The following is a 3,602-nucleotide window of genomic DNA, read 5'->3' as shown; positions in this document are numbered from 1 at the left end:
GCACGGCCACGGGCGGCACGGCCGAGGGCGGCGCGGCCTCGGCCGGGTCGGCGGTGCGGGTCGCGTCGTCCGCGACGCCCCCGTCTGTGGCTGCACCCTGGGGGTGCTGGGAGCGACGTGAGAACTTCATGAGCCGAGTGTCCGGCCGCGGGGCTATCAACCGGCTGTGACTTCGCTGACCCGCCCCGCGCCTCCTCGGCTCGCCCTGGACCACCGCATGGCGGGCGCACCGGCCACCGGGTGGGCCGGTCAGCCCTCGGGCGCGAACCTCGGGCCGTCGTGCCCGTCGCGTCGCACGTGCTCGGACCAGGCCGCGAGGGGCCGAACCCAGAGGCCCTGCTCGCCGTAGAGCGCGCGGTAGACGACGAGCGGCTCGTCGGTCTCGCTGTGGCGGGCGGTGCCGAGCACCTCGTAACGGCCGCCCTTGAAGTGGCGGTAGAACCCGGGAGCGGGAGGGGTGTCGGCGGTCATCCCGCGAGCCTAGACGGGCGGTGAGGGGCACCATGGTCGGGTGACCCAGGACGCCCCCCGCCCCACCGCCAGCACGCCGACCGCCCCCGGCGAACCGGTCGTCGACACCGACGACCGCGCCGCCCGCCGCGAGTTCGACACCCCGTCGGGCCGCATCGTGGGTCGGGTCGACGGCGAGGTCGTGCGGGTGCTCGGCGTGCCCTACGCCGAAGCCGACCGCTTCGAGCCGCCGCGTCCGGTCGCACCCTGGCCCTCCCCGCTGCTCGCCTTCGACCGCGCCCCCGCCTCACCGCAGGTCGCGTCGCCCGGGCTCGACGCCCTGATCGAGGGCGCCGCCGTCGGCATGGTCGACGACGAGCACTGCCAGCGCCTCTCGATCACCCTGCCCGCCGACCTCCTCGCCGACGAGCGCGTGCCGGTCATGGTGTGGATTCACGGCGGCTCGTACGTCTCGGGGGCGGGCGACCTGCGCGTCTACGACCCGCGCGCCCTCGTCGCCGAGCAGCGCGTGATCGTCGTCACCGTGACCTACCGGCTGGGCATGCTCGGTTTCTTCGGCGTCGGCGACGAGCTGCCCGCCAACCTCGGGCTGCTCGACCAGCTCGCGGCCGTCCGCTGGGTGCACGAGACGATCGAGGCGTTCGGGGGCGACTCGAGCCGCATCACCCTGTTCGGCCAGTCCGCCGGCGGTGACGCGATCGCGCACCTGATGATCAGCGAGGGCGCCCGGAGGCTCTTCGCCCGGGCCATCGTGCAGAGCGCCCCGCTCGGCATCGTGCGCGGCCGCAGTCGCATGGTGAAGGCGATGACGGAGGCGGTGGGCACGCCCCGCAAGGACGCTCCGCTCGACGAGCTGCTCGCCGGGCAGTCCGTGGCCGAACGGGCGGCGAAGCGCTTCGGCCTGCGCGGCGGCATGGCCTTCGGGCTGCAGTACGGGCGGGCACCGCTGCCGACCGAGTCCGCCGCCGACGCCGCGTGGCGCGAGGTCGCGCCCGAGATCGACCTGCTGATCGGCGCGACGGCCGACGAGACCGCGGTGTTCGCCGAGTTCTCCCCCCTGCTGCAGCGGATGTTCGGCCTGCCCGTGGTCGGCCGGGCGATCCGACGCCTGATGATCGACGCCACGACGAAGGCCGTCTACCACCGGGCCGGTCGGGCCTTCGCCGAGCGGCACCGCGCCGCGGGCGGACGCGTCTCGACGTTCGAGTTCACCTGGGAGCCCGAGGGCACGGCGTTCGGCGCCGCCCACATCACCGAGCTGCCGCTGCTGCTCGGCGGCCGCGAGGCCTGGGCGCACACCCGCCTGGTCGGCACCACCGACTGGGACGACGTCGACCGCCGCGGCCGCAAGGTGCGCCAGGTCTGGGCCGACTTCGCCCGCACCGGCACGGTGGCCGCCGACGCGACGGCCGGCCTCGCCGACACCCTGGTCGTCCACCGCCGCTGAGCCGGTCCGTCCTGGGGGCCCTCGCCCGCGCCTCCTCTCGTCCTCAGGCGCGGCTCCTCGCGTCCACAGGCGCGGCTCCTCTCGTTCACGGGCACGGCCCGGGGTTCGCGTGCGAGCGAGCCGCGACAATACGATCGACGGCAGACCCGATGCGCCGACGTCGCCGTAGTCGCCCGCCCCGCCGTGCCCCGCGGCGCCGAGCACCTGAGGACCCCCGTGAAGAAGTTCCGCCGCAACCAGGCGCGCATGCACCTCGTCATGATGCTGACGCTGACGTTCACCACCGGCATCATCGACGCCGTCGGCTACCTCGGCCTCGACCGGGTGTTCACCGCGAACATGACCGGCAACGTGGTCATCCTCGGCATGGCCATCGCGCAGGCCGACGGTCTGCCGATCGTCGGCCCGATCGTGGCCCTCGCCGCGTTCCTGCTCGGAGCCGCTATCGGCGGCCGTGTATTGCGAGGCGGCCGTGCCGGCTGGTCGGGCCGCAGCACGATCTCGTTCGGGGTGACCGGCGGCGTGCTGCTCGGGCTCGGCATCTCGACCTTCTTCGTCGTGCCCGAAGAGAACACGCCGTGGGCCTTCACGATCACCGGCCTGCTCGGCGCCGCCATGGGCCTGCAGGCCGCCGCCGCCCGCAAGATCGCCGTGGCCGACGTCACGACCGTGGTGGTCACGTCGACGATCGTCGGGCTCGCGTCCGAGTCGAAGCTCGCCGGCGGCACGGGCAAGAACTTCCCCCGGCGGGTGCTCGCCGTGGTTCTCATCCTCGCCGGGGCAGGCGTCGGGGCCCTGCTGCTGCAGGTGCACATCGGCGTGGGCATGGGCGTCGCGGGCGGGCTGACGCTGCTCGTCGCCCTGACCGGACACCTGCTGCGCGAGCGGCGGAAAGAGGTCGAAGCGCGCGAGGCCGAGGCGGCCGCAGCGACGGCGTCGGCGACTCCGACTGCCTCCGCGACGTCCGGCGGAGTCCAGGAGGCGCGCTCGGCGACGAGCGGAGCGAACGGTGACGCTCGTGGCTGACGCCCTGCACCACGACCTCGTCGTCCGGGCCCGTCGTGCGTTGGTCGACGGCGACTGGCGCGAGGCGAGCGTCGTCGTCCGTGACGGCCGCGTCGTCGCGATCGGCGGCCTCACCGACTGGGTCGACGCCACCGTCGACGTCACGTTGCCCGACGACCAGGTGCTGCTGCCCGGCGTCGTCGACAGCCACGTGCACGTCAACGAGCCCGGCCGCACCGAGTGGGAGGGCTTCGCGACCGCGACCCGGGCCGCCGCCGCCGGGGGTGTCACGACGATCGTCGACATGCCCCTCAACAGCATCCCGCCGACGACGACGGTCGACGCGCTCGAACAGAAGCGGGCCGCCGCCGGGCCCCAGTCGGTCGTCGACGTCGGGTTCTGGGGCGGAGCGATCCCGGCGAACCTCGGCACGGGCGACCTGCGGGCGCTGCACGAGGCCGGCGTCTTCGGGTTCAAGGCGTTCCTGTCGCCGTCGGGCGTCGACGAGTTCCCCCACCTGTCGACCGAGCAGCTGCACCGGGCGATGGCCGAGCTGGCCGACTTCGACGGCCTGCTGATCGTGCACGCGGAAGACCCCGACGGGCTCGACGCCGCCGCGGCCTCGCCGACCGGCGCCGATGACGCGGCCGGCGGCGCCGAGGCCGGAGGCGGTGCCGGC

4 protein-coding genes are annotated in these 3,602 nt (G+C 74.5%); 3 read left to right on the top strand and 1 reads right to left on the bottom strand.

Features of this window, described 5'->3' with window-relative positions; translation table 11 throughout:
* Positions 1-249 precede the first annotated feature (249 nt).
* Positions 250-471, bottom strand: a complete 222-nt coding sequence (locus IFT36_RS15575; RefSeq protein ID WP_159827969.1) for a DUF1653 domain-containing protein — start codon at positions 469-471, stop codon at positions 250-252.
* 40 nt (positions 472-511) lie between these two features.
* On the opposite strand from IFT36_RS15575, the gene IFT36_RS15570 reads away from it, so the two are divergent.
* The 3 genes from IFT36_RS15570 to IFT36_RS15560 all read left to right on the top strand — a co-directional run.
* Positions 512-1,918 carry a carboxylesterase family protein gene (locus IFT36_RS15570; RefSeq protein ID WP_200413607.1) on the top strand — a complete coding sequence of 469 codons (1,407 nt, stop codon included), beginning with the start codon at positions 512-514 and terminating at the stop codon, positions 1,916-1,918.
* 216 nt (positions 1,919-2,134) lie between these two features.
* The gene (locus IFT36_RS15565) at positions 2,135-2,944 is read left to right on the top strand and encodes a YoaK family protein (protein WP_307785134.1); all 810 of its coding nucleotides are present in this window, start codon (positions 2,135-2,137) and stop codon (positions 2,942-2,944) included.
* Positions 2,937-3,602, top strand: a 666-nt coding sequence (locus tag IFT36_RS15560; RefSeq protein WP_200413606.1) for an amidohydrolase family protein, incomplete at its 3' end; no start/stop codon positions are given. The genes IFT36_RS15565 and IFT36_RS15560, both read left to right, overlap by 8 nt.

This window comes from Frigoribacterium sp. CFBP 13605, from assembly GCF_014839405.1.
Taxonomy (GTDB): domain Bacteria; phylum Actinomycetota; class Actinomycetes; order Actinomycetales; family Microbacteriaceae; genus Frigoribacterium.
This window is presented reverse-complemented; position numbering and strand designations above follow the sequence as displayed.

What these genes read in the sequence shown, in the direction of transcription:
- IFT36_RS15575 (WP_159827969.1), bottom strand. Translation starts at nt 471, where the DNA reads ATGACCGCCGACACCCCTCCCGCTCCCGGGTTCTACCGCCACTTCAAG.